Here is a 24,676-nt window from a genome sequence, read left to right on the forward strand (position 1 = left end):
CACACGCGGGCCGGATGTCGGGCCGGGTGCGCGCTGAGCCCCTGCCGGGATCCCCGCAGGGGGCCGCTCAGCCGCCACCCACCTTGGACTTGTAGCCACGGCCCCACTGCAACCCCCAGCCGTACAGGCGGTCGAGCTCGGCCTGGAAGCCGTACACGAACTTCACCTCGCGGCGCACGACCAGCTCGCCCTTGACGTTCTCCAGCGTGGCCACGGCGCACGACCGTGCCTGCGGCTGGCGCTCGTCCAGGTCGATCTCGATCCGCGGGCCGTTGCTGGGGTAGAGCGTCACCTTGGCGTGCGTACGGTCGAAGGCCGGCGTCTGGTCGTAGATGTACGCGAAGATGAGCAGCCGCTTGATCGACTCACGGTGGTCGAGGTTCACATAGACCGTCTCGCCGGACGGCGAACCGAACCGGTCGTCGCCGCTGAGTTTCACGTACGGCGGGGCGTTGAGGCTCCCGAAGAAGCTGCCCAGCGGCTGTACGACTCCCTTGGCCCCGTCCGTCAGTTCGTACAGGCAGCCGAGGTCCAGGTCCACGTTGACCACGCCCTGGGTGTGCGCCTGCACCACGTCGGGCTGGAACATCTTGAGGGGGTGCCTCAGCAGTCCGCCGCCCTGGCGCGGTTTGCCGATGATGTCGGACGTACGCATCTGCCAGGAGAGGTTGACTCGTAGATTGCCCGTGGCCGCGCCCTGTTTGTTGAGCGAGACCGTCGGGTGCCGTTTGGTGAGTTCGATGGAGTTGGTCGCGGCGCTGCCCGACTCGAAGTCCATCGAGCGCCCACGCCACAAACCGTCCCAGAAGGACATTGCCGCCCCCAAATGCCGGGGCCCGTGGGCCCGTTGCCAAAGCCACGGGGCGGCCAGGAGGACTCGTCCTCGATGGCCGCCCCGTTCAGAAGCGTTCCTCACCCGGCCCCGCGTCACACGCCGGGAACGAGCCGGACCCGACTCACACGCCGGACGAGACCTCGGCCTTCTCGTCCGAGCCCGAACCCTTGCCTTCCGCTGCCGCGAGTTTCCTGTTGCGGCGCACGGACGAGAAGAAGGACCAGGCGATCAGGAGAACGCCGACGGACCCGGTGATGACCTCGTGGATCTCGTACTGGATCGTGACGAGCAGGATCACGGCGAGGGCGCCGATCGCGTAGTGCGCGCCGTGCTCCAGGTAGACGTAGTCGTCCAGGGTGCCCTGGCGGACCAGATAGACCGTGAGCGACCGGACGTACATCGCGCCGATACCGAGGCCGAGCGCCATCAGGACGATGTCGTTCGTGATCGCGAAGGCACCGATGACGCCGTCGAAGGAGAACGACGCGTCCAGGACCTCGAGGTAGAGGAACATGAAGAACGCTGCCTTGCCGGCCATGACGACGGCAGGAACCTTCTTGCCGCTCTTCTTGGCCTCTTCCTCCTCCTCGTGCTCGCGCTCCTCCTCTTCCTCCAGCTTGTTCTCGAAGAAGCCGGAGAGACCGCCCACGATGAGATACGTGATGAGTCCTGCGATACCGGAGATGAGCACGGTCTGTGCCTTGTCCACATGCGCGCCACCGTGCTGGTGGGCGTGGGTGGCGAAGGTCATCGCGGTGACCATGAGCACGACGAGCGCGATGCAGACCGACAGCATGTCGACCTTGCCGAGCTTGGCGAGCGGGCGCTCAAGCCAGCCGAGCCACTTGATGTCACGGTCCTCGAAAATGAAGTCGAGGAAGATCATCAACAGGAACATGCCACCGAACGCGGCGATCGACGGGTGAGCGTCGGTCACCAGCTGCTGGTACTGGTCCTTGTCGTTGAGCGCGAGCCGCACAGCCTCGATGGGGCCGATCTTGGCGCTGATGGCGACGATCGCGACGGGGAACACCAGACGCATACCGAAGACGGCGATCAGCACACCGATGGTGAGGAAGATCTTCTGCCAGAAGGCACTCATCTTCTTCAGGATCCCGGCGTTGACCACCGCGTTGTCGAAGGACAGCGAGATCTCGAGGATCGACAGGATCGCCACGATCCCGAAACCTGTCCACCCCCCGTAGAGCACCGCCGCGACCAGGCCGAGCGCGGTAACCGCGAACGACCAGCCGAAGGTTTTCAGAAGCACTGGCTACCCAATCGTGTGTGTACGGGCTCCCGTTTAGCGGTCTCCCCCGCGCCGGTCCCCGGCTTTACGAAACATTGACCCCGAAGTCTAGAGCGATGCCCCGCAGACCCGACGCGTACCCCTGCCCAACGGCACGGAACTTCCACTCCCCGCCATAGCGGTACACCTCGCCGAAGATCATCGCGGTCTCCGTGGAGGCGTCCTCGGAGAGGTCGTACCGAGCGAGCTCCTGGTGATCGGCTTGGTTGACCACGCGGATGAAAGCGTTGCTGACCTGCCCAAAGGTCTGGCCTCGGTTGTCCGCGTCATGGATCGAGACAGGGAAGACGATCTTGTCGCAGTTGGCGGGAACCTTGGAGAGGTCGATCAGGAGCGACTCGTCGTCCCCGTCACCCTCACCCGTGAGGTTGTCGCCGGTGTGTTCGACAGAGCCGTCCGGGCTCTTGAGGTTGTTGTAGAAGACGAACCACTCGTCGCCGATCACCCGGCCCGAGTTGCACATCAGCGCGCTGGCGTCGAGGTCGAAGGGTGCTCCGGTGGTGGAGCGCGCGTCCCAGCCGAGGCCGACCAGGACCTGTGTGAGGTTCGGTGCGGCCTTGGAGAGGGAGACATTGCCTCCCTTGGCGAGCGTGACGCCCATGATGTGGTCCTCCCCGTGGTTCGAGAGCTCCCCGTGGTTCGAGAGCAAGAGTTCCCCTGGCTCCCGTGGACCGGGGGCCGGTGTTTGAGCACGTCCGGCGCCGCACTGGTGGCGTGCGGCGCCGGACGACAAGGCGGAGGGTGCTACTCGGCTCAGACGTTGACGCCGAAGTCCTGCGCGATGCCGCGCAGGCCCGAGGCGTAGCCCTGGCCGACGGCACGGAACTTCCACTCCGCGCCGTTGCGGTACAGCTCGCCGAAGACCATCGCCGTCTCCGTCGAGGCGTCCTCGGAGAGGTCGTACCGCGCGATCTCCGCGCCGCCCGCCTGGTTCACGACGCGGATGAACGCGTTGCGGACCTGGCCGAACGACTGCTGGCGGTTCTCGGCGTCGTAGATCGAGACCGGGAAAACGATCTTGTCCACGTCGGCCGGGACGGCTGCCAGGTCGACCTTGATCGCCTCGTCGTCGCCCTCGCCCTCACCGGTGGTGTTGTCACCGGTGTGCTCGACGGATCCGTCCGGGCTCTTCAGGTTGTTGAAGAACACGAAGTTGCCGTCGCTGCTGACCTTGCCCTCGGCATTCGTCAGAATGGCGCTGGCGTCGAGGTCGAAGTCCGTACCGGTGGTGGTACGGACGTCCCAGCCCAGGCCGACCAGAACCGCGGTCAGGCCGGGCGCCTCCTTGCTCAGCGATACGTTGCCGCCCTTGCTGAGGCTGACTCCCACAGGTCCTCCCAATTGATGTCCAGGGGCGGGGAGCCCCAGTCATGCTTTGCCAGTCGTGCGTTGTCAGTCATGCAGTGCACGTCGTGCCTTGCCATCGGATCAACGAGTGGATCCTAGTGACCGGTTCCCGGCCGCCACAGGCTCCGCACCTGAAGAATCACAGGGTGTCACCCCTGAGGAATCACAGGGTGTCGAGCGCCTTGACGTACTCGTCGAGGTCGCGGGCGTCCGGCAGGCCGTTGACGACAGTCCAGCGCACCACGCCCTCCTTGTCGATGATGAAGGTTCCACGCACGGCGCAGCCCTTGTCCTCATCGAAGACCTCGTAGGCGCGCGACGCCTCACCGTGCGGCCAGAAATCCGAGAGCAGCGGGTACTCGAGGCCCTCCTGCTCGGCGAAGACGCGCAGGGTATGGATGGAGTCGTTGGAGACCGCGAGCAGCTGGGTGTCGTCGTTGACGAACCTCGGCAGCTCGTCGCGCAGCGCGCAGAGCTCGCCCGTGCATACGCCGGTGAACGCGAACGGATAGAAGAGCAGCACCACGTTCTTCTGCCCGCGGAATTCCGACAGCTTCACGGTCCTGCCGTGGTTGTCCTTCAGCTCGAAGTCCGGGGCTTTGGTGCCGACCGCGAGTCCAGCGAGCGCCATGAGTTCGCATCCCTTCGGTGGGGCTGTTCGGGTGACGACCACCCTACGCAACGGGCGTTTCGTCCGATCACCCCGCAGTGCGGACACAGCGCGGCGCCCCGCGCACGCGTAGGCCCCCACCGACATGCGTCAGTGGGGGCCCACAGCGATTGGCTCAGTCGACTTCCTGCTGCCTGAGCGGCAGCTTCACCGCTTCTTGGCTGCCGCCTTCGGCGTGACGAGACGGCTGCCCGTCCAGTCCTTGCCCGCGTTGATGCTCTTGGTCTGAGCGAGGCCTGCGGTCGTGGACGCTTCGTTGATGTCGCTCGGCTCGACGTAACCGTCGCGGCCGGTCTTGGGCGTCATCAGCCAGAGGTCGCCGCCCTCTTCGATCAGCTGGGTGGCGTCAACCAGCGCATCCGTCAGGTCGCCGTCGTCCTCGCGGAACCACAGCACCACAGCGTCGGCAGTGTCGTCGTAATCCTCATCGACGAGCTCGCTGCCGATCACATCTTCAATGGCCTCGCGGAGCTCCTGATCGACATCGTCGTCGTAGCCGATCTCCTGGACCACCTGCTTGGGCTGGAAACCCAGCCTCGCGGCAGGGTTGGTCCGCTCCTCCGCGTGGTCCGCGGTCGCGCTCACGGCTTGCCTCCTGATCATGTTTTCGGGAATGCCTTCATCCACGCGCGTGCGCGGGACATTGGCGGTAGTCCACACGGGCGGACCGGATCGCGCAAGTACCCGGCCGTCAAGACCGCTGAAACGGTGACGTTCCCGGCCGTGTCGCCGCACCTCAAGACCCACCTGCCAGATGCTTCTCCGCTCGCACTTCGCTCGTACGACACCGATCGGAACTGAGGTCCGAACGGCCTTACGAACCGGCTAGGCAGGATGGGCGTATCGTTGCGATTTGGTCGAGCCTACCCCAGGGCCGCCGGGCGAACGCGTCGGTTACCCCTCAGTAGAGATGACGATTTCGCCCACGCGGTACACGATGGGGAACGTCTCACGGCCAGGCAGAACCCAGGCGAAAGCCCCAACAGCGAAGGAACAGCGTGGCTTCCGGATCCGATCGCAACCCGATCATCATTGGCGGCCTGCCGAGTCAGGTCCCGGACTTCGATCCCGAAGAGACCCAGGAGTGGCTCGACTCCCTCGATGCCGCGGTCGATGAACGCGGTCGTGAGCGGGCTCGCTACCTGATGCTCCGGCTAATCGAACGCGCGCGCGAGAAGCGTGTCGCTGTGCCCGAAATGCGCAGCACGGACTACATCAACACGATCGCCACCAAGGATGAGCCGTTCTTCCCCGGCAACGAGGAAATCGAGCGCAAGGTCCTGAACGCGACCCGCTGGAACGCCGCCGTGATGGTGTCGCGCGCCCAGCGACCCGGTATCGGCGTCGGCGGTCACATCGCCACCTTCGCCTCCTCGGCCTCGCTCTACGACGTCGGCTTCAACCACTTCTTCCGCGGCAAGGACGAGGGCGACGGCGGCGACCAGATCTTCTTCCAGGGGCACGCCTCCCCCGGCATCTACGCCCGCGCCTTCCTCCTCGACCGGCTCTCCGAGCAGCAGCTCGACGCGTTCCGCCAGGAGAAGTCGAAGGCCCCGCACGGCCTTTCGTCCTACCCGCACCCGCGCCTGATGCCCGACTTCTGGGAGTTCCCGACCGTCTCGATGGGCCTCGGCCCGCTCGGCGCGATCTTCCAGGCACGTATGAACCGCTACATGGAGGCGCGCGGCATCGCCGACACCTCCAAGTCCCACGTCTGGGCCTACCTCGGCGACGGCGAGATGGACGAGCCCGAATCACTCGGCCAGCTCTCCATCGCCGCCCGCGAGGGCCTGGACAACCTCACCTTCGTCGTCAACTGCAACCTGCAGCGCCTCGACGGCCCCGTACGTGGCAACGGAAAGATCATCCAGGAGCTGGAGTCACAGTTCCGCGGCGCCGGCTGGAACGTCATCAAGCTGGTCTGGGACCGCAGTTGGGACCCGCTGCTCGCCCAGGACCGCGACGGTGTCCTGGTCAACCGCCTGAACACCACGCCCGACGGCCAGTTCCAGACGTACGCGACCGAGACCGGCTCGTACATCCGCGAGCACTTCTTCGGCGACGACCACCGGCTGCGCGCCATGGTCGAGAACATGACCGACGAGCAGATCCTGCACCTGGGCCGCGGCGGTCACGACCACAAGAAGGTCTACGCGGCCTACGCGGCGGCCAAGGCCCACAAGGGCCAGCCGACCGTCATCCTGGCGCAGACGGTCAAGGGATGGACGCTCGGCCCGAACTTCGAGGGCCGCAACGCCACCCACCAGATGAAGAAGCTGACGGTCGACGACCTCAAGGGCTTCCGCGACCGCCTGCACATCCCGATCACGGACGCACAGCTGGAGGGCGGCGCCCCGCCGTACTACCACCCGGGCCGCGACTCGGAAGAGATCCAGTACATGCACGACCGCCGCCAGGGCCTCGGCGGCTACGTCCCGACCCGCGTCGTCCGCTCGAAGCCCCTCCCGCTCCCCGAGGAAAAGACGTACGCGGCAGCGAAGAAGGGTTCGGGCCAGCAGTCGATCGCCACGACCATGGCGTTCGTCCGCATCCTGAAGGACCTCATGCGGGACAAGGAGATCGGCAAGCGCTTCGTGCTGATCGCCCCCGACGAGTACCGCACCTTCGGCATGGACGCCTTCTTCCCGAGCGCGAAGATCTACAACCCGCTCGGCCAGCAGTACGAGGCCGTGGACCGCGAACTGCTCCTCGCCTACAAGGAGTCGCCAACGGGCCAGATGCTGCACGACGGCATCTCCGAGGCCGGCTGCACCGCCTCGCTGATCGCCGCCGGCTCGGCCTACGCCACCCATGGCGAACCGCTCATCCCGGTGTACGTCTTCTACTCGATGTTCGGTTTCCAGCGCACCGGCGACCAGTTCTGGCAGATGGCCGACCAGCTGGCGCGCGGCTTCGTCCTGGGCGCCACCGCCGGCCGCACGACACTGACCGGCGAAGGCCTCCAGCACGCCGACGGCCACTCGCAGCTGCTCGCCTCGACCAACCCGGGCTGCGTCGCCTACGACCCCGCCTTCGGCTACGAGATCGCGCACATCGTCAAGGACGGCCTGCGCCGGATGTACGGCCCCGACAGCGAGGATGTCTTCTACTACCTCACCGTCTACAACGAGCCGATCCAGCACCCGGCCGAGCCCGCCGATGTGGACGTCGACGGCATCCTCAAGGGCATCTACCGCTTCAAGGCGGGCGAGCAGGGCGCCATCCCGGCGCAGATCCTCGCCTCCGGTGTCGCGGTCCCGTGGGCGGTCGAAGCCCAGCAGATCCTCGCATCGGAGTGGAACGTCAAGGCGGACGTCTGGTCGGCGACCTCCTGGAACGAACTGCGCCGCGAGGCGGTCGACGTGGAGCGCTACAACCTCCTGCACCCCGAGGAGGAGCAGCGCACCCCGTACGTGACGCGGAAGCTGTCCGGCTCCGAGGGCCCGTTCGTGGCCGTCTCCGACTGGATGCGGAGTGTCCCCGACCAGATCTCCCGCTGGGTCCCCGGCACGTACCAGTCCCTGGGCGCCGATGGCTTCGGCTTCGCGGACACCCGCGGTGCGGCCCGCCGTTTCTTCCACATCGACGCGCAGTCGATCGTGGTCGGCGTACTGACCGAGCTGGCCCGCGACGGCAAGCTCGACCGCTCCGTACTGAAGCAGGCCATCGACCGCTACCAACTGCTCGACGTCACGGCGGCCGACCCGGGCGCCGCTGGGGGCGACGCCTAGTCCGCGTGGTGTGCGAGGTGCGCGTAGCCGTGCGGTAGGCGGAGCGCCTGTAGCACGTAGATCGTTCGGAGGGCGGTGGGCCGATGGGTCCCGCCGCCTTCCGGCGTTTCCTACTATGCGCGCATGGAAGCGCCCAAAAAGCACCCGCCGGCACAGCTCCGTTGGGAGCGACGCACCCAACGTCCGCTCCTGGCGCTCGCGGTGGCCTTCGCCGTCGCTTACGCCGTGCCCATCGTGGTGCCCGACGCGAGCAAGAGCGTCGCGACCACCTGCACGTTGGTGGAGTGGATCGTCTGGGGTTCGTTCGCCACTGACTACCTCGTACGCCTCTGCCTGACCGACCAACGCAAGCGGTTCGTCCGCTCCCACTGGCTCGACCTCTGCGCTGTCCTCCTCCCCATGCTCCAACCGCTGCGGCTGCTGCGGCTCGTCTCGACTCTGATGCTGGTCGGGCGCCGGGCCCGGATGGCGTCTCAGATACAGCTGACGACCTACGTCGCCGGGGCCGTCGTGGGCCTCCTCATGTTCGGTTCACTGGCTGTCCTTTCGGTGGAGAGGGAGTCGCCGAACGGCAACATCAAGACCCTCGGCGACGCGGTGTGGTGGTCCTTCACCACGATGACCACCGTCGGCTACGGCGATCACGCGCCCACGACCGGGCTCGGCCGGGTGCTGGCGGTCGGTCTGATGCTGTCGGGCATCGCATTGCTTGGTGTGGTGACCGCCAATATCGCGGCATGGTTCATCGCACGCTTCGACCGGGACGATGTCGAGGAGCGACGCCAGACGGCGGCGATCGAGGCGCTGACGGCGGAGGTGCGGGGCTTGCGGGCGCAGGTGACGGCGTTGATGCTGCCTGCCGGGGTGCAGGCGGCTGTCCCGGGTGAGGCGCTGGGGGCGGCGCCAAGTTCCGTGCCGGGCGGGGTGCCGCACCTGGCGCCAGGTGCGGTGCCGCGGGATGTGCCGCATCCCGTGTCCCACGAGGACTCCGACGAGGACTCCCGCGAGGGCTCCGCCGATTCAGCGGCAGAGACCCCTCACGCGCCTCCGGTCAGCTCTCCCAGACCTTGAACGCCCGCACCCGGTAGGGCGATCGGGGAGTCCATGTGCCTCCTCCCGGATACGTGTCGAACTCGCCGGTCTCGGCGCACTCCGCGGATTGATACGTGGTGACCGGCCGGCCCGTGCGGTTGGCGAGAGCCTGAGCGCTGCCCCCCTCCGGCAGCGCTACACAGCTCTCGATGTCGATGTCGGACAGCTCGAACGTCTGCCGGGCGCCTCGGAACTCCGCCTTCTCCCATAGGCAGAGCTCACCTGGGCCGCAGCCCGCGAGCGTCGGTGGCGCGGCACTGCCCGCGTGCCCCGGAGCTTTCGCGGAATCAAGTTGCGCGGAGGGTGTCGTGGCTCCTACCTGCGCGGGGGTCAGGATCACCGCGGCGAGTGCGGCGGCAGCGACGGTCGTGGGCATGGTCGTACGCATCTGGTTCAACTCCCGTGTCGTGTCGATCACTTGCCAGAACTGTGACCCACTCGCCAGCTCCGTCGGAAGGGGTACGGATGTGCGTCACCCTGATAGGCGAAAGCCCCCCAGTTGAACCCTGAGGGGCTTTCCCTGACGCGTGAGCGTCCGGCGGATACTGGCTCGACCCGAGCCTCGAATGACCGGAATATCCCGGCCATCGCGTCCGGCTAAATGTGCCCGACGCCTGCGCCCGCCTCGGCGTTGGCGCCTCGCTTGGTCAACGTGGCGACCAGGGCCGCGACGACCGCGACGACACCGGCGACGGTGAAGGCCAGGCCCATGCCGGACACGAACGTGTCATGCGCGACCGAGGTGATCGACTCGGCGATCGGCTCCGGCGCCTTCGGCGGGACCGGGGCCCCGCCCATCTCGATCACCGCGGAGGCCTGGTCCTGCTGCCCGGACGTCATCGGCGGCAGCTTGGCGTCGGCCCAGTTCGCGGGAAGCTCGCTGTCGACCCGTGCGGCCATCACCGCGCCGAGTACCGCCGTGCCGAGAGCGCCGCCGACCTGCATGCCGGCCTGCTGGAGACCGCCCGCGACACCGGAAAGCTCCAACGGGGCGTTACCGACGATGACCTCGGTGGCTCCCACCATCACGGGCGCGAGACCAAGACCCAGCAGACCGAGCCAGAGCGACATCGGCAGCGTCGCGGTGTCCGTGGTCATCGTGGACATGCCGAACATGGCGACGGCGGTGGCGACCATGCCGCCGACCAGCGGGACGCGCGGGCCGAACTTGGTGATGAGCGCACCGGCGATGGGCGATGCCACGATCATCATGGCCGTCAGCGGCAGAAGGTGAAGTCCACTGTCGACCGGACTCATCCCGTGCACGTTCTGCAGGTAGAACGTGACGAAGAACAGCCCGCCCATGAAGGCGAAGGCCATCAGCACCATCAGGATCGTGCCGGCCGAGAGCGGGACGGACCTGAACATGCCCAGCGGAATGAGCGGTTCCTTGACCTTCGTCTCCCAGAAGGCGAAGAGCGCGAAGAGAACCACAGCGCCCGCCAGGAAGAGCAGCGTCCTGGGGCCGCCCCAGCCCCACTCCGAGCCCTTGATGAGGGCCAGGATCAGCGCGAACATGCCACCCGACAACAGAACGATGCCGGGGATGTCGAAGGACTTCGGCGCGTTCTCGGCGCGGTGGTCCTTGAGGATCACCAAGCCGAGGGCGAGCGCGATGACGCCGACGGGCACGTTGATGAAGAAGACCGACTGCCAGCTGACGTGCTCGACGAGCAGGCCACCGACGATGGGGCCGCCCGCGGTCGACGCGCCGATGACCATGCCCCAGATGCCGATCGCCATGTTCAGCTTCTCGGCGGGGAAGGTGGCGCGCAGGAGGCCGAGCGCGGCCGGCATCAGCAGGGCTCCGAAAAGGCCCTGAAGCACACGGAAGGCGACGACCAGGCCGACGCTGCTGGAGAAGCCGATGGCTCCCGAGGCGACGGCGAAGCCCGCCACGCCTATCAGGAAGGTCTGCCGGTGGCCGAACCTGTCTCCGAGCTTGCCCGCGGTGATCAGTGCGACGGCGAGCGCGAGGAGGTAGCCGTTGGTGATCCACTGGACGCCGGACATCGTGGTGCCGAGGTCCTTGGCGATGGCCGGGTTCGCGATGGCCACGATGGTGCCGTCCAGGGCGACCATCATCACGCCGATCGCGACGGAGAAGAGCGTCAGCCAAGGATGCCCGCGGAGCCCCTTGGCCGGGGCCGGAGCGGATGACGGCTCCGGCGCCTTGTCCGCCTTGTCGACGGTGATCTGACTAGTCATGCGTTCGAGATTAGTGTCAGCCGCTGACAGTTGACAAACTGTTTCACTAGTCGGTAACTGTCACGTAGCTCACAGGTATGCTGAGCTGGCCAAACCGGCGGAAAGAGGGCCATGGCGTGATGACCGAGCAGCGCGCGGTGGACCCCGCGAAACCGCAGACGGAGGCCTCCGGGGACAGCCCTGGCGAGCCCTCACGCCCGGGACTGCGCGAGCGCAAGAAGCAGCGCACCCGTGACGCACTTCTGCGCGCGGCGCTCGAACTCTTCACGACCAAGGGGTACGAGGAGACGACGGTCGACGAGATCGCCGAAGCCGTCGATGTCTCCCAGCGCACATTTTTCCGATACTTCACCAACAAGCAGGAGACCGCCTTCGCCGTGCAGGAAATGGTGGAGCAGCGGTTCGTGGAGACGTTGCGCGAACGCCCCGCCGACGAAGCTCCGCTCGCGGCACTGCGTGGGGCCGTCATCGGCGCCTGGGACGCGATGGGCCGGTCCATCGAGGAGGTCGTCCCGGTCGAACTCCACATGCGGGCCTACCAGATGATCGAATCCACTCCCTCCTTGCTGGCGGCCCACCTGCGCCGCTCCATCGAGATGGAGGAGGAGGTCGCACGAGTGATCGCCGAGCGCGAAGGGCTCGACATCGACACGGACCCGCGACCGCGCGTACTGGTGGGCGCCTTCAACGGAGTGATGCGCGTGACCGGGCGACTGTGGGGCGCGGGCGAGGACTCCAGCGTGGAGTCGATCCGTACGATCACCGAGACCTATCTCGACCACGTAGGGCCTGCGTTGGCAGAGAACTGGCGCACCGAGTGAGCCTGTGCGCACCCTGTTGCGCCGCGCCCGTGTCGCACTTGCGTCGCGCTTGCGTCGCGCCCACGTCACGGCATAGATCAACTTGCAGGGCGGTTCGATACGTTGAGTGACGGTTTGATCCACCGTCAGTAGCCGCGCGCCCCAGGTGCGCTGTGCGCATGCGCCATCTACGGAGCGTGACGGAATCGCTCGTCGCGCGCCCGCTTTGCCTCAATTACCCCATGGGAAACGTGATCTACCTCACCCGGTGCACGGTAGGCACCACGATTCTCCTAGGGTGTTCCGTAGTGAATTCCTTCGACTCCTCCCCTCAACTCAGCGCCTGGCGCGCAGTACTCGCGCTCGCCGTCGTGTTCGTCATGCTGGCGACCACGGGTTGGACAGCGGTACGCCACCACAAGGACGCTGCGTCGCCGCTCGCAGCCTCGCTCTCCGCCTGGGACCGGGGGCACATAAACGGACGGGACCTGCCCGACGCCAGTGCCCCGGCCGGCAGGCTTGCCCACTTCTTCGCCTCGCTCAACGCGGAACAGCGCACCCGTCTCGCCACTCGCTATCCCCTTGCGGTCGGCAACATGAACGGTGCGCCCGTAGAGCTGCGATATCGCGCGAACCACGTCGCGCTGGGGCAAGCGAGCAAGACCGAACGACGACGCATGCACGACAACCGGCTCTCTCCCCTCGGGCAGCAGGAGGCAGAGCGCCGGATGAAGCGCTTCGGCGTGATGATGCGCCCGGGTCGGCAGGTCCTTTCCTTCGACCCCATGGGGTCGGGGCGAATCGCCGAGGTCTTCGGAGATCTCGACCGGGCCTCCAGGGTGTCGGTCGTGGTGCCCGGCGTGGACACCAACGTGCTGACCTTCGAGCGGACGTACCGCAAGTACTCGGCGCCTGTCGGCATGGCCAAGGCCCTGTACCGCGCGGAGCACAAAGCGAGCCCACGCGCGCGTACCGCAGTGATCGCGTGGGCCGACTACACCGCGCCCATCGGCCTCGGCGTGGACGCGGCGACGTCCATGCGTGCGGACGACGGAGCGGTTCGGCTCAATTCTCTGGTGCGCGGGCTTCCCGGGCACTCACCTGTCGCGCTGTACTGCCACAGCTACGGCTCGGTGGTGTGTGGGGTCGCCGCGCGGCAGCTGCCCTCCCGCGTCTCCGACATCGCGGTCGCGGGCAGCCCCGGCATGCGCGCCGACACGGCGTCGCAGCTGGGCACAGGTGCCCGGATCTGGGCCACCAGGGACGGCGACGACTGGATCCAGGATGTACCAAACATGGAGGTCGGCGGGCTCGGTCACGGTGCGGACCCCGTCTCCCGGGACTTCGGCGCGCGGGTGCTGTCCGCGCGGGGAGCAATCGGCCACACCGGCTATTTCCAGCCGGGCACGGACAGCCTCAGCAACTTCGCCGACATCGGCACCGGTTCGTACCGCTCGGTGCGGTGCGCGAGTGGGGATGACGCGTGCCGGAAGGAATTTTCCGGAACGACAGCGGCCTGACGCGCGTAGAAATCGACAAAACAGCGGCCCGCCGCAGGAGGGACGGAGGCGCGCGTGCCGCCTACGATGAGCCGCATGGGTGACGTACTGGCCGGATTTCATGCCGCCTGGGAGTTCGAGTCCGACTCCGTGCTCATCCGCTTCGAACGGGGGATTCGAACGCCGAAGCTGCTCCAGGCGCTCGGTGAACGCCGCATCCCTCACGAGGCGATCGCAGCGGTGACACTCACTCCTGGCAAGCGCGGGACAGTCGTCCTGCACGCAGTGCCGAGACCGGGCGCGGATCCGCTGATGGAGGCCGCCGCGGGCCAGCTCAAGGACGGCTGCGACCCGTACCGGCTCGTGCTGCCCGCCGAGCGGGAGACGCTCGCCGAGTACTACGCGGACGAGCTGCGGGCCCGGATCACGCAAGAAGACTGCGGGCCACCGGACCGCTATCTGGTCGCGGCACCGGAGACACCGCTGCAGTTCAAGGCCTACGACGGCAAGGCGTCCTTCGATGGCAAGTCGGTGGCCTTCCGATGGTTCTGGACGGGCGCTTCGTCCGCGAAGTGGAAAGCCGGCGACCAGAGTTTCCTGGTCACGGACCTGAGTGGCGTCGAGTGGCGCTCCCCCGAGGTCTTCGAGGGCCATCTGCGGTTGCTGCGCCGTGAAACGCCGCTCGCCCAGCCCACGCAGGCGGACCAGGATCCCGCAGCCGTCGTCTTCGGACTCGGGTACGGCCCGGTGCACGAGTCGCTGCCGTTCGCGGCGGCGGTGCTCGCCGCCGTGCGGGCATCGGGCCCCGCACTGATTCCGGGTGCGCCCGCCGACACCGCCCCGGTGGCCCGTCGCGACCCGGCAGACATCGCGGAACGCATCCGGCACCTCGGCGAGCTGCACCAGGCCGGTCTGCTCACGGACGAGGAATTCACCACGAAGAAGGCTGAGCTGCTGGCGGAGCTGTGATCCTCCCCGGTGGGGTGAGGCGGGACGTGTGGCCTGTGGCCTGTGGGGCGGCCAGGGTCATACCTGGGTATCGCGGGAAGCTCCGTTCGTACCTGGGTATGAAGTGCGGGTCAGCTCCGCAGTACGACGGCGTCCGGAGCACTTGATGCCTACGCTGATCAGGCCATGAGCAGCGCATCGACACCACCGGACCAGGATCCCCGCCGACCGGCGACCGAGCCGGGCAGAGCCGGGATCACCCTTCAGCATGCGACCGCGGGCGTCCGCGAAGGGCTGGGCAAAGCGGGAGCCTTCCTCTCGACGCCCGCGGGGCGGACCGAGCCGCTCCTTTCCCGCGCGCCCAAGCGCTGGATGCGGCTGCTTCCCCTGATCACGGCGCTGGGCTTCGTCGCGACACTCATCCCGGTCACCACGCAGGTCCTGGCGAACGACTACGGGGTGGGTGGAGGCCTGGCGGGCGCCCTCGGCGTCGCCCAGTGCGCGCCGCTGCTCCTCGCGGTCAGCCGTCCTCTGCCTGCCTGGTGCATCATGATCGTCGCGGATGTCCTCGGGGCGATCGCGACGTTGTCCACTGGCCACGACCGCCCCGCTCCGTGGACGGCAATGATCATCGTGGGTTATGTGGTCGTGTCCCTCATGCTGTCCCTGCGGGAGAGCCGGCGCACACTTCTGGGCATCTGGCTGATCACCGTCGTCGTAAGCCTCGTCCTCGGTGCGTTCCGCGACGACGGCAGCCAGGACACCAGCGTGCTGTTGATCGTACTGAGCGGTGTCGCGCTGCTGCTGGGCGCGCTGCTGCGCGAACGTGGCGACACACAGCGCAGGCTCGTCGAGCAGGAGACCATCAGCGAGGCCGAGCGCGCCCAGCGCACGCTCCTCGAGGAACGGGCCCGTATCGCCCGGGAGTTGCACGATGTCGTCGCTCACCACATGTCCGTGATCACCGTGCAGGCCGACTCCGCTCCTTACCGCCTGAACGGCCTTCCGGACGCGGCACGCGAGGAGTTCGGGAGCATAGCGGCGAGCGCCCGTGAGTCCCTCACCGAAATGCGACGGCTGCTCGCGGTACTGCGCAGCGAGGGAACCCCCGGTGAGCTGACTCCGCAGCCCGGGCTCAGCAGGCTTCCGCATCTGGTGGAGGCTACGGTGCGCGCGGGCATCCCGATTGATTTGTCGCGTCCCGAACTGGCGGTACTCACACAGCTGGCCGACGTGACACCCGCCGTCGACCTTTCCGCTTACCGCATCGTCCAGGAAGCCCTGTCGAACGTGATGCGGCACGCCCCGGGAGCGCGCACCACCATCACCGTGACCCTGGACGAGGAACACCTGCTGATTCTCGTGGTCAACGGCCCGCCCGCCGAAGCACCCGACTCGTTGGAGGGCAGCGGCACAGGTCACGGACTCGTCGGCATGCGCGAACGCGTACGGTTGGTCGGCGGCACGGTGGACGCCGGGCCACTGCCCGACGGCGGATTCCGTGTGGCGGCCCAACTCCCCCTCCGCGAAAAGGACTCCGGCACCGCATGACCATCCGCGTGATCATCGTCGATGACCAGAACATGGTGCGGGCCGGCTTCGCCGCACTGCTCGCGGCCCAGAGCGACATCGACGTCGTGGGCGAGGCACCGAACGGAAAGAAGGGTGTCGACGTCAGCCGCAACACCCATCCCGATGTGGTCCTGATGGACGTCCGTATGCCGGAGATGGACGGACTCGCCGCGGCTCGCGCCCTGTTGGATCCGCCGCCCGGGGTGGTGCACGTGCCGAAGGTGCTCATGCTCACCACTTTCGACGTGGACGACTATGTGTACGAGGCGCTGCGCGCCGGAGCCTCGGGCTTCCTCCTCAAGGACGCGCCGCCCGCCGATCTCATCGCGGCGGTCCGCGTGGTCGCGGCGGGAGACGCGCTGCTCGCACCCTCGGTGACACGTCGGCTGATCACGGACTTCGCCAAGCAGCGGCCCCGCAATGACCAGTCGCTGCGGCTGAACGGTCTGACGCCCCGTGAGACCGAGGTACTGGTTCTCATCGCGCGTGGCCTGTCCAATCAGGAGATCGCCGAGCAGCTGGTTCTGGCCGAGCAGACGGTGAAGACCCATATCGGCAAGGTCCTCTCCAAGCTTGACCTGCGGGATCGCGCGCAGGCCGTGATCTTCGCCTACGAGTCGGGGCTGATCACGCCCGGCGAACAGTAGGGCGCGCCTCCCCACTCCGCCATACCTCGGTAGCAGCACCCCATACCCCGGTATGAGCTGCGAGTTGGCTCCCCGGTGTGAGGCGCCGACGGGCACCGTCTCCCTACTTTTCCCCTCGTCACGCCGGAGCGTGACGCGAGATGGGGAGGGAGACGGGCCATGCGCCTTCGTTCTTGGAAAGCCCGCAGGAGCTGGAAGACCCGCAGCAAGCGGACTCTGATCGCCGCGGCACTCACGACGACGATCGTGGCGGGCACGGCCGGCTGGGCAGTCGGCAATGAGCAACAGCCCATCACGGGGCCGCCGCCGGGCACACAAGCCTGGCGTGCGGACCATACGTCGGGGGTTCGGCTGCCGGACCCGGCAACCGCGTCCCCTGCCCGAATCGCCACGTTCTTCAGTTCATTGAGCGACGAGGAGCAGCACAGGCTGGCCGGGCGGCACCCCTCGGTCGTCGGCAATCTGGACGGCGCCCCGATCGCCTTGCGGTACGAGGCCAACTCTCTTGCGCTGAGGGCCGAGCGTGCCCGTGAGCAGGCCCGCGAGGCTGACCCGAGCCTCACTCTGCAGGACCACGAACGGTCCCGTTCCCTTGTCTCGCGCTACGAAAAGCTCCTCAGTCCCGGTCGGCAGATACTGGCCTTCGACCCGCGCGGCAGAGGCCAAGTGGCCGAGGTATACGGAGACTTGGTGGCGGCCGAGCACGTGTCCGTCGTCGTGCCGGGCTCCGACATGGACCTGAGCACCTTCGACCGCTCGAAAGACGAGTACGGCACACCGGCCGGTATGGCACGGTCCTTGCGCGCCGCGGCCAGTGACCGCACGGCTGTGGTGGCGTGGGTCGGCTACACCACCCCGGTCGGTCTCGGCCCCGACGCCGCAACCGGACGGCTCGCGGAGGCCGGCGCACCCCGGCTCGCGCGGTTCGTGCGGGGCCTCACGGCATCAGGTTCGCCACGCCCCGCCGTCTTCTGCCACAGCTACGGCTCGGTGGTGTGCGGCCTCGCGGCTCCCCAACTGACGGCGTCCGACCTGGTGGTACTCGGCTCCCCCGGCATGCGTGCGGACAGCGTGGCCGATCTGCACACCTCCGCCCGCGTCTGGGCGGCCAAGGACGACAGCGACTGGATCGGTGACGTGCCGAACGTCGAGCTGCTCGGGCTCGGCCATGGCGAGGACCCCGCCGATCCAGGGTTCGGTGCCCGACGCGTTCCCGCTGAGCGAGCCGAGGGACACACCGGCTACTTCGCCCCTGGGACGGACTCCCTCCAGGCCTTCGCCGACATCGCGGAGGCCACTGCCCCCAGCACACCGGCCAATGGCACTCGTACCAGCACCGACGACGACACCGGCACCGGCAAGAGCGCGTCTGCGGCCGACGCACACCCCCTCGGAGAGCGGCCATGAGCCTCGCCCCCCTGACCACCCTGCGCAAGTCAGCGTCGGCGATCGACGCCAAGACACCTGCTCATCGCGACCGGGCCATAGACGGGCTGCGTGCTCTCGCCCTGCTTGCCGTGCCGACCGGGCACTGGCTGCTCGGCGGCTTCACTCTCGACGCCAGAGGCGCGCTGCACAATGCCAGCCCCCTGGCCTCGTTCGGCTTCTTCGCGCCGCTCAGCTGGGCGCTGCAGATGCTGGGCATCTTCTTCCTGGTCGGCGGCTACGCCTCCGTTCTGTCGTATCGCCGGGCTGTCGTGCGCGGAGAGTCGACGGGGCGCTGGCTGCGCGGGCGGGTGGCGCGCCTTGGGCGCCCGGTCCTCGGGGTGACGGCCGTGTGGGCCGCGTTGATCCCGGTGCTGTACGCGATGGGGGTGCCGGGGACGACTCTGCGCACGGGGTCCACGCTGGTGATACAGCCGCTGTGGTTCGTCGGGATCTACGCGGTGATCACCGCGCTCACCCCATGGTGCATAAGGGCGGCCGAGCGGCTCGGAGCATGGGCCGCGGTGCCACTGCTCGGCTCGGTCGCCGTCGTCGACTTCCTGCGCTACGGACCGTTCGGGGACTCCATGCCGTCCTGGCTGAGCCTGCTGAATCTGCTGCCCGGCTGGATGTTCGCGTACCAACTGGGCGTCAGCTGGGGCGAGAAGAAGCTCGGCAGGCGTGGCGCGTGGCTGCTGCTCGTCGGCGGGACAGTGCTCTTCGCCGCCCTGCTCCTGGTCTTCCACTATCCGGCGTCGATGGTCGGCGTCCCGGGCGAGGCCCGGACCAATTCGCATCCTCCGTCCCTGCTGGTCCTGGCGCTGGCGGCCGCGCAGAGCGGTGCGGCGATCCTGTTGCGTGATCGCATCGGCAAGCTGCTGCGCAGGCCCGCCCTGTGGGCGCCGGTCGTCGTCATCAATCTGTCGGCGATGACGATCCTGTGCTGGCACCAGACGGCGATGCTCGCGGCTGCCGTGCCCGGCTCGTTCCTCGGTGGCACTGTGCCCGGGTTGACGGCGGGTCCGGACACCTGGGGCTGGATAGCGGCCCGGATCGCCTGGCTTCCGGTATTCGGAGCGCTCCTGCTGCTGATAGGCCGCTATACCCGCGGCTTCGAAGCGCCATGGATGCGGGCCACCCATGCGCGGCGGGCACTCGCCGGGCTCCTGGCGGCCGGGTTCGCGGTCTTCGCGTTGGGGCTGGCGTGAGGGGAGCCTCGGAGCACGCGGGCCCCTGCCGGACAAGGGCTGTCCAGGGGTGGGGTGCACGGAGCGCGCGGCAGGGCGCCCCAGCGGCCAGGCGGGGCCCGCCTCCCCTGGCTACTCGCGGCCCGCCGAGGTGAACGTCATGTCGGCGTAGCGGTCGCCTGCGACCTGGGAAGCGATGGGGTTCAGCAGGGCGAGTTCGGAGGGGGTGAGTTCGATGCGGGTGGCGGCGGCGTTCTCCTCGACGCGGGTGCGCTTGCGGGTGCCGGGGATGGGGACGACGGCCAGTCCGTGGGCCTGGGCCTGCTGTTGGACCCAGGCGAGGGCGACCTGGCCAAGGCTCGCGCCGTGGGCGTCGGCGACGGCGCGGACGGGGGCGAGGAGGGCCGAGTTGGCGGCGGCGTTGTCGCCGGTGAAGCGGGGCTGTTGGCGGCGGAAGTCGTCCTCACCGAGTTCCTTGTCGGCGCTGACGAACGAGCCGGTGAGGAAACCGCGGCCGAGCGGGGAGTAGGGGACGAGGGCGACGCCGAGTGCGGCGGCGGCGGGGACCACGCTCTGCTCGATGTCACGGCTGAAGAGCGACCACTCCGACTGGAGGGCGGCGATGGGGTGAACGGCGTGGGCGGCGCGGAGTTCGGGGCCGGTGACCTCGCTGAGGCCGAGGTGCTTGACCTTGCCCGCGGCGACGAGCTCGGCCATCACACCGACCGTCTCCTCGATCGGGATCCCCGGGGCGCGGCGGTGCATGTAGTAGAGGTCGATGACATCCACGCCGAGGCGTTGGAGGCTGGCGTCGACGCAGGCGCGGATGTAGGCGGGGTCGTTGTTGATGATCCGCTTGGTCGGGTCGTCCGGGTCGATGGCCAGGGCGAACTTGGTGGCGAGGACGACCTCGTCGCGGTGGGCCTTGAGGAAGGGGGGAGAGGAACTTCTCGTTCTCGCCGGCGGCGTAGGCGTCGGCGGTGTCGTAGAGGGTGATGCCCAGTTCGAGGGCGCGCTCCAGGGTGGCGCGGGCCTCGTCAGCGTCGGTGGGGCCGTAGGCGAAGCTCATCCCCATGCAGCCGAGTCCCTGGATGCCGACGTCGGGACCGTCGGTGCCGAGCTGCACCTTCGCGATCTGGTCGGAAGCGGTATTGGGTGTCTCTGCGGTCATCAGTTTCAGAGCCTCTCCGACACCGGGCGGGCGTCAGCGTAAAAGTTGATCTTGTAGTCGAGCACGGCGAGTGTGTCCTGGAGTTCCGTGATGCGGGTGCGGACGTCGCGGCGGGTCTGTTCAAGGAGTTCTTGGCGCTCCACGAAGGTGTGGTCGCCCTCGCGCACGAGCTCGGCGTAGCGGACCATGTCCGCCACCGGCATGCCGGTCAGACGGAGCTTGCCCACGAAGGTGAGCCAGTCCAGGTCACGGTTGCGGTAGCGGCGCTGGCCCGTGTGGGAGCGGTCGATGTGGGGCATCAGGCCGATCCGCTCGTACCAGCGCAGGGTGTGCGCGGTCAGGCCGATGAAGGCGACGACCTCGCTGATCGTGTAGTGGTCCTGCCCGCTGGGACGCGGGTGTGCGGAGGGTGCCGAGGCACACGTGTCCGCCTTGGTGTCAGAACCGCCGTCAGTGTTCTGGCCCTCTGCCGGACTCTGTGCGGGGCTCGGTGTGCGGGTGGTCTCGGTCTCCATCACCGTCATGACCACCACGCTAAAACCTTGGAGTGCACTCCAGGCAAGTGGAACCGGGAGGAAATATGTGACGGCGACAAGCCCTGGGAAAATCGGAGGACGCCGGCTCGTGTCGTGGTTACGGTGCCGATCATGAGTGATGTGCGACGCGCCAGGCCAGAAGACGCCGAAGAACTGATCAGGTTGCGGCAGGTGATGATCGACTCGATCTTTGCCGGCCGTTCGGCGACCAGCGCCGAGTCCGACACCGGGTGGCATGCCGAGGGAACCCCCATCGTACGGACCAAACTGGCCGAGTCGGAGGGGGACTTCGCGGCCTTCGTCATCGATCAGCCCGGCCGGCCGGGGAAGCTCGCGGCTCTGGTGGTGGGGACGCTGGAGTACCGCATCGGGCGGGCGGGGAATCCGCAGGGGGTCATCGGCCATGTGTTCAGCGTCGCCACGGATCCCGATCACCGGAGGCGTGGGTATGCGCGGGCCTGCATGGAGGTGCTGCTGGACTGGTTTCGGGAGCGGGGAGCGGGCAGTGTTGATCTCAATGCCTCGGCGGAGGCGGAGCCGTTGTATGCCTCGCTCGGCTTCGTCCGGAAGCCTGACCCCTCGATGCGGCTGAACCTCCGGGACGCTTAGGCTCGTGTCCATGCAGAGCCTGGCGTTGATCGAGAACTGGCCGGTACCCACCGCTGCCGCCGCCGTCGTCCGTGCGGACGGCACGGTCGTGGGGGTGCACGGGCCCGCTGGGCACCGTTTCGCACTGGCTTCGGTCACCAAGCCGCTGGCGGCGTATGCGGCGCTGGTGGCGTACGAAGAGGGGGCCGTCGAGCTCGATGAGCCCGCCGGGCCCGAGGGGTCGACCGTGCGGCATCTGCTGGCGCACACCAGTGGGCTCGCGTTCGATGAGCACCGGGTGACGGCGCCTGCCGGGACACGGCGGCTGTACTCGAACGCCGGGTTCGAGGTGCTGGGGGATCACATCGCCAAGGCGACGGACATTCCCTTCGGGGAGTATCTGCGGCAGGCGGTGCTTGAGCCGCTGGGTATGCGGTCCACCGCGCTGGAGGGGGACGAGTCGCCCGCCAAGGACGGGGTGTCCACCGTCGACGACCTGGTGAAGTTCGCCGCCGAGGTGCAGGCGCCGCGGCTGCTTGACGCGCGGACGGTGGCGGAGGCGATGTCCGTGGCGTATCCGGGGCTGAAGGGTGTGCTTCCCGGGTACGGGCATCAGAGTCCCAACGACTGGGGGCTCGGCTTTGAGATCCGGGACGCCAAGTCGCCCCACTGGACGGGGAGTTCGTCTTCGCCTCGGACGTTCGGGCACTTCGGGCAGGCCGGGACGTTCCTGTGGGTGGATCCGGATGCGGGGGCGGCGTGTGTGGCTCTGACGGATCGGGCCTTTGGGCCTTGGGCGGTTGAGGTGTGGCCTGCGTTTACTGATGCGGTGCTTGCTGAGCTCTGAGGGGGCTCGCGGGGCGCGGTTAGCGCTGCGGGGGCCAGCCTTGACCCGTGCCCCGCAGCTGCCCTGCTCTGAGCTGCGCCCCGCCAGGCCCTGAGCCGTACCCCGCAGTGCCGTTGCCGCAAGGAGCGTTTCCGCAGCCCGGCGGGGGTGGGGTGCCGCTGTGCCCACCCGTGCCGCCCCAGCGGCACGATTGCCCACAGCGGCGGCGCGGCGCACCACTGCCCACAGCCCACCGCCGTGGTGCGCCCTCACTCCCCCGTCATCTCCCAAACCAGCAGTTCCGACCCCGCGTCGGCCACCACCTCCAGGCCCTGTGCCCCCTCCACTCCCGTGATCCGCGCCGCATCCCCCTCGCTTAGCTCCAACTGCTCATCCCCCAGGCGGACTTCACCCCGTACCAGGTGGACGTACACGAAAGGTGCGGCCGGGAGGGCTGTGCGTTCGGAGGGTGTCAGGCGGCGGATGTGGAGGAGTGCGCCCGCTGCCGGGATCGCGTATGGGGTGGAGTCCGCTATGCCGTGGACCACCTCGTAGGACGGCTCGCCACCAGGGGTCAGGGGGGAGAGCCATGTCTGGATGAAGACCAAGGGGTCGGCGCCGTCGTTGCGTTCCACATGGCGGACGCCGCCGGCCGCGCTGAGGTGCTGGACGTCGCCGGCGCGGACCACCGAGGCGTGGCCGGCCGAGTCGCGGTGGGTGAGTTCGCCCCGTACCACCCAGGTCACGATCTCGGTGTGGCTGTGCGGGTGTTCGTCGAAGCCCGCACCGGGTGCGAGCCGCTCTTCGTTGCAGGCCAGGACCGCGGCGAAGCGGAGGTTGTCGGGGTCGTAGTGCGGCCCGAAGGAGAAGGCGTGGAAGGTCTCGATACCGGTGCCGGGCTCCCCGCCGCGGTACCGATCGATGGAGCGCCGTACATCAATCACGCACCCCACGTTAGACCCGGCACCGCACACCCCCGTCCCGATAAGGCAGTCTTGTCCCCGTGCCCGAACCCTCTGCGAACGAAGCCCGCCAGGACGCCCATCAGGCAGCCCACGACGAAGCCGCGCGCCACGAGGAGGCTGCCCGCCAGGACGCGCACCGCAAGGCGCACGCGCACTCGGCCACGCTGAAGCGCCTGGAGCAGTCATCCGGCAGCCTCGCGGCGCAGGCCATCGCGCGCATGGACGAGACGCTGTCCTGGTACCGGGCGATGCCGCCGGAGAACCGCTCCTGGATCGGTCTGGTGGCGCAGGCCGGCATCGCCGCCTTCACCGAGTGGTTCCGGCATCCCGACGCCCCCCAGGCCATCTCCACCGACGTCTTCGGCACCGCCCCGCGCGAGCTGACCAGGGCGATCACCCTGCGCCAGACCGTGGAGATGGTGCGTACGACGATCGAGGTGATGGAGTCCGCGATCGACGAGGTCGCGGCCCCCGGAGATGAGTCCATCCTCCGCGAGGCGCTCCTCGTCTACGCCCGCGAGATCGCCTTCGCCACGGCCCAGGTCTACGCGCAGGCCGCCGAGGCACGCGGTGCCTGGGATGCCCGCCTCGAGTCCCTCGTCGTCAACGCGGTGCTCTCCGGGGAAGCCGACGAAGGGGCGGTGAGCAGGGCCGCCGCGCTCGGCTGGAACTCCCCCGAGCACGTCTGCGTCGTCCTCGGCACCGCGCCCGACGGCGACAGCGAGCTCACCGTCGAGGCCATCCGGCGCGCCGCCCGGCACGCCAAGCTGCAGGTCCTGACCGGGGTGCTCGGTGACCGCCTGGTCGTCATCGCGGGCGGCAGCGACAATCCGCTGCAGGTCGCGAAGGGGCTGATCGGCCCGTACGCGGCCGGACCCGTCGTCGCCGGGCCCATCGTCCCCGACCTGCTCGCCGCCACCCGATCCGCGCAGGCCGCGGCCGCCGGGCTCAAGGCGTGCGCCGCCTGGCAGGACGCTCCGAGGCCCGTCCTCGCGGACGATCTCCTGCCGGAGCGCGCGATCGCGAGTGATCCCGCCGCGCGTGACCAACTGGTGGAGGAGATCTACAGACCGTTGGAGGAAGCGGGCTCCGCTCTCCTCGAGACGCTGAGCGTCTATCTGGAGCAGGCGAGCAGCCTCGAAGGGGCGGCTCGGATGCTCTTCGTGCACCCCAACACCGTGCGCTACCGGCTGCGACGTGTGACAGACGTCACCGGCTGGTCACCGTCCGACGTGCGCTCCGCATTCACGCTGCGGATCGCGCTGATCCTGGGGCGTCTGGCCGACGGCGATCTCCAACCGTAGGTTTTTGTCGGGCCCC

At 68.3% G+C, this 24,676-nt stretch carries 22 protein-coding genes and 1 pseudogene; 12 read left to right on the top strand and 11 right to left on the bottom strand.

Annotated elements, in window-relative coordinates:
• Positions 1 to 67: 67 nt before the first annotated feature.
• The 6 genes from ACGFX9_RS03315 to ACGFX9_RS03340 form a co-directional block, all read right to left on the bottom strand.
• Positions 68 to 814: a Tellurium resistance gene (locus tag ACGFX9_RS03315; RefSeq protein ID WP_393463814.1), complete on the bottom strand. Its 747-nt coding sequence runs from the start codon at positions 812 to 814 to the stop codon at positions 68 to 70.
• 142 nt (positions 815 to 956) lie between these two features.
• Positions 957 to 2,105, bottom strand: a complete 1,149-nt coding sequence (locus tag ACGFX9_RS03320; protein WP_393463817.1) for a DUF475 domain-containing protein — start codon at positions 2,103 to 2,105, stop codon at positions 957 to 959.
• A 64-nt stretch (positions 2,106 to 2,169) separates the two neighbouring features.
• On the bottom strand, positions 2,170 to 2,745 hold the full coding sequence (locus tag ACGFX9_RS03325; RefSeq protein ID WP_393393324.1) for a TerD family protein: 576 nt from the start codon (positions 2,743 to 2,745) through the stop codon (positions 2,170 to 2,172).
• A gap of 152 nt (positions 2,746 to 2,897) precedes the next feature.
• On the bottom strand, positions 2,898 to 3,473 hold the full coding sequence (locus ACGFX9_RS03330) for a TerD family protein (protein ID WP_393463820.1): 576 nt from the start codon (positions 3,471 to 3,473) through the stop codon (positions 2,898 to 2,900).
• A gap of 181 nt (positions 3,474 to 3,654) precedes the next feature.
• Positions 3,655 to 4,122, bottom strand: coding sequence for a peroxiredoxin (locus ACGFX9_RS03335; protein ID WP_393463823.1), 468 nt, complete (start codon positions 4,120 to 4,122; stop codon positions 3,655 to 3,657).
• Positions 4,123 to 4,308: 186 nt separating this feature from the next.
• Positions 4,309 to 4,746 carry a DUF3052 domain-containing protein gene (locus ACGFX9_RS03340; RefSeq protein WP_393463826.1) on the bottom strand — a complete coding sequence of 146 codons (438 nt, stop codon included), beginning with the start codon at positions 4,744 to 4,746 and terminating at the stop codon, positions 4,309 to 4,311.
• Between the two features lie 413 nt (positions 4,747 to 5,159).
• Here ACGFX9_RS03340 and aceE point away from each other — a divergent pair, with 413 nt between their 5' ends.
• Entirely contained in the window at positions 5,160 to 7,892 is a 2,733-nt protein-coding gene (gene aceE / locus ACGFX9_RS03345) for a pyruvate dehydrogenase (acetyl-transferring), homodimeric type (protein WP_393463829.1), read from the top strand.
• Positions 7,893 to 8,015: 123 nt separating this feature from the next.
• Entirely contained in the window at positions 8,016 to 8,963 is a 948-nt protein-coding gene (locus ACGFX9_RS03350; RefSeq protein WP_393463832.1) for a potassium channel family protein, read from the top strand.
• Here the strand turns inward: ACGFX9_RS03350 and ACGFX9_RS03355 are convergent.
• Together ACGFX9_RS03355 and ACGFX9_RS03360 are read right to left on the bottom strand one after the other, a co-directional pair.
• A complete protein-coding gene (locus ACGFX9_RS03355) occupies positions 8,944 to 9,360 on the bottom strand; it encodes a peptidase inhibitor family I36 protein (RefSeq protein ID WP_393465590.1) in 417 nt (138 codons plus the stop codon). The genes ACGFX9_RS03350 and ACGFX9_RS03355 overlap by 20 nt on opposite strands.
• A gap of 221 nt (positions 9,361 to 9,581) precedes the next feature.
• Positions 9,582 to 11,192 (bottom strand): MFS transporter, encoded by a 1,611-nt coding sequence (locus ACGFX9_RS03360; RefSeq protein WP_393463835.1) that lies wholly within the window; start codon positions 11,190 to 11,192, stop codon positions 9,582 to 9,584.
• A gap of 119 nt (positions 11,193 to 11,311) precedes the next feature.
• Between ACGFX9_RS03360 and ACGFX9_RS03365 the strand changes: the two genes are divergently transcribed.
• The 7 genes from ACGFX9_RS03365 (at position 11,312) to ACGFX9_RS03395 (ending at position 19,291) form a co-directional block, all read left to right on the top strand.
• Positions 11,312 to 12,013: a TetR/AcrR family transcriptional regulator gene (locus ACGFX9_RS03365; protein WP_393463838.1), complete on the top strand. Its 702-nt coding sequence runs from the start codon at positions 11,312 to 11,314 to the stop codon at positions 12,011 to 12,013.
• 287 nt (positions 12,014 to 12,300) lie between these two features.
• Positions 12,301 to 13,512 (top strand): alpha/beta hydrolase, encoded by a 1,212-nt coding sequence (locus ACGFX9_RS03370; protein ID WP_393463841.1) that lies wholly within the window; start codon positions 12,301 to 12,303, stop codon positions 13,510 to 13,512.
• Between the two features lie 75 nt (positions 13,513 to 13,587).
• On the top strand, positions 13,588 to 14,460 hold the full coding sequence (locus tag ACGFX9_RS03375; RefSeq protein ID WP_393463843.1) for a DUF4429 domain-containing protein: 873 nt from the start codon (positions 13,588 to 13,590) through the stop codon (positions 14,458 to 14,460).
• 165 nt (positions 14,461 to 14,625) lie between these two features.
• On the top strand, positions 14,626 to 15,990 hold the full coding sequence (locus tag ACGFX9_RS03380) for a sensor histidine kinase (protein ID WP_393463846.1): 1,365 nt from the start codon (positions 14,626 to 14,628) through the stop codon (positions 15,988 to 15,990).
• The gene (locus ACGFX9_RS03385; protein WP_393463849.1) at positions 15,987 to 16,658 is read left to right on the top strand and encodes a response regulator; all 672 of its coding nucleotides are present in this window, start codon (positions 15,987 to 15,989) and stop codon (positions 16,656 to 16,658) included. The genes ACGFX9_RS03380 and ACGFX9_RS03385 overlap by 4 nt, the downstream gene beginning before the upstream one ends.
• 159 nt (positions 16,659 to 16,817) lie before the next feature.
• On the top strand, positions 16,818 to 18,065 hold the full coding sequence (locus ACGFX9_RS03390; protein WP_393463851.1) for an alpha/beta hydrolase: 1,248 nt from the start codon (positions 16,818 to 16,820) through the stop codon (positions 18,063 to 18,065).
• Positions 18,062 to 19,291, top strand: a complete 1,230-nt coding sequence (locus tag ACGFX9_RS03395) for an acyltransferase (protein ID WP_393463854.1) — start codon at positions 18,062 to 18,064, stop codon at positions 19,289 to 19,291. Before ACGFX9_RS03390 ends, ACGFX9_RS03395 begins: the two co-directional genes overlap by 4 nt.
• 111 nt (positions 19,292 to 19,402) lie before the next feature.
• On the opposite strand, the pseudogene ACGFX9_RS03400 reads toward ACGFX9_RS03395, so the two are convergent.
• Together ACGFX9_RS03400 and ACGFX9_RS03405 are read right to left on the bottom strand one after the other, a co-directional pair.
• Positions 19,403 to 20,441, bottom strand: a pseudogene (locus ACGFX9_RS03400) (aldo/keto reductase).
• A gap of 5 nt (positions 20,442 to 20,446) precedes the next feature.
• On the bottom strand, positions 20,447 to 20,965 hold the full coding sequence (locus ACGFX9_RS03405; RefSeq protein ID WP_393463857.1) for a MerR family transcriptional regulator: 519 nt from the start codon (positions 20,963 to 20,965) through the stop codon (positions 20,447 to 20,449).
• 123 nt (positions 20,966 to 21,088) lie between these two features.
• Between ACGFX9_RS03405 and ACGFX9_RS03410 the strand changes: the two genes are divergently transcribed.
• A complete protein-coding gene (locus tag ACGFX9_RS03410) occupies positions 21,089 to 21,586 on the top strand; it encodes a GNAT family N-acetyltransferase (protein WP_393463860.1) in 498 nt (165 codons plus the stop codon).
• A gap of 4 nt (positions 21,587 to 21,590) precedes the next feature.
• On the top strand, positions 21,591 to 22,412 hold the full coding sequence (locus ACGFX9_RS03415) for a serine hydrolase domain-containing protein (RefSeq protein WP_393463863.1): 822 nt from the start codon (positions 21,591 to 21,593) through the stop codon (positions 22,410 to 22,412).
• A 248-nt stretch (positions 22,413 to 22,660) separates the two neighbouring features.
• Here ACGFX9_RS03415 and ACGFX9_RS03420 read toward each other — a convergent pair whose 3' ends face one another.
• On the bottom strand, positions 22,661 to 23,335 hold the full coding sequence (locus tag ACGFX9_RS03420; RefSeq protein WP_393463866.1) for a pirin family protein: 675 nt from the start codon (positions 23,333 to 23,335) through the stop codon (positions 22,661 to 22,663).
• Positions 23,336 to 23,520: 185 nt separating this feature from the next.
• On the opposite strand from ACGFX9_RS03420, the gene fasR reads away from it, so the two are divergent.
• Positions 23,521 to 24,660: a fatty acid biosynthesis transcriptional regulator FasR gene (gene fasR / locus ACGFX9_RS03425; RefSeq protein WP_393465593.1), complete on the top strand. Its 1,140-nt coding sequence runs from the start codon at positions 23,521 to 23,523 to the stop codon at positions 24,658 to 24,660.
• Positions 24,661 to 24,676: the final 16 nt, after the last annotated feature.

This window comes from Streptomyces sp. NPDC048436 (assembly GCF_043200355.1).
GTDB lineage: Bacteria > Actinomycetota > Actinomycetes > Streptomycetales > Streptomycetaceae > Streptomyces.